We start from the raw sequence: 972 nt of genomic DNA, 5'->3' as shown, positions 1-972 counted from the left end.
CAACAACTTCTTCAGCACTGCGGCTTTACGTTCTTCGGAATAACGTGGCATGACATGCTCCCATGCCGCCCCGACTCGGAAAAATCAGGCGAAATCGCCTACTGGACAACTAGGCTGACAGAGGGGGCTACACTCATGTTGTATATGATTCTGCTGGTGTAGAGAAAGTCTTTGCCGAAGACTTGGAGAAGAATGAAAAGGTTAAGGTCTATGCCAAGCTACCGTCCTGGTTCAAGGTGCCAACCCCGCTGGGAACCTATAATCCGGACTGGGCCGTTGTTGTCGATGAAGAGGGCGATGAGAAGCTATACTTCGTCGTCGAAACCAAAGGCAGTACTTGGTGGGGCGACTTGCGCCACAAAGAGGGAGCGAAGATCAAGTGCGGCGAGAAACATTTTGAGGAAGTTGCTTCCGGAGTAGATAGGCCAGCCAAGTACATTAAGGCTACCAAAGTTGAAGGCTTGATGGATTATGTGGATTAAGGCCAGGCTCATTGCCAATACAACAAACGAATCAGGGTGCCTACCAGCTCACTCTCCATTCCACTAGTGGTCGCTCTGCCCGAACTCGCCCAATGCCTCCCCCCAGGATGGGGGGAGAAGCTTGATAAGGTACTTATTGGTCACAATCGGCGATAGTAAGGTAATCATGATTAAAAGTTGGGATAGTCACTCGGACAGTTTGTCTGACCCGCCCCAAGTTTCGATCCCATTCGGCCTGTCCGGATGATGGCTTGTCACGCAGACCAGACTCGCTATGTCACGTCATGGACGCGGTCCCCGGCCACGAAAGACGTTGGCAAGAAACGAAACCACGAGCAGCACCAGGAAAATAAAGAACAGGATTGAAGTGGACCCCGAAATTTGGACAGGTGCCTGAGCTCTGATTCATCATCTCCACAAGGAGGAGAATCATGAGCAAGAAACGCAAGCAATACAGCGCATCATTCAAATCCAAAGTCGCCCTGGCCGC

The 972-nt window shown here is 51.2% G+C and carries 1 protein-coding gene and 1 pseudogene; one reads left to right on the top strand and one right to left on the bottom strand.

Annotated elements, in window-relative coordinates; genetic code table 11:
• Positions 1-140 precede the first annotated feature (140 nt).
• A pseudogene (locus EZI54_RS23905) lies at positions 141-482 on the top strand (restriction endonuclease); the annotation flags it as partial.
• Between the two features lie 277 nt (positions 483-759).
• On the opposite strand, the gene EZI54_RS24960 reads toward EZI54_RS23905, so the two are convergent.
• The coding region (locus EZI54_RS24960; protein ID WP_207389349.1) for a hypothetical protein at positions 760-972 on the bottom strand (213 nt) is incomplete at its 5' end.

It is taken from the genome of Marinobacter halodurans (genome assembly GCF_004327985.1).
GTDB lineage: Bacteria > Pseudomonadota > Gammaproteobacteria > Pseudomonadales > Oleiphilaceae > Marinobacter_A > Marinobacter_A halodurans.
Note: the sequence above shows the minus strand (reverse complement) of the source record. Positions and strands in the feature narration are given on the sequence as shown.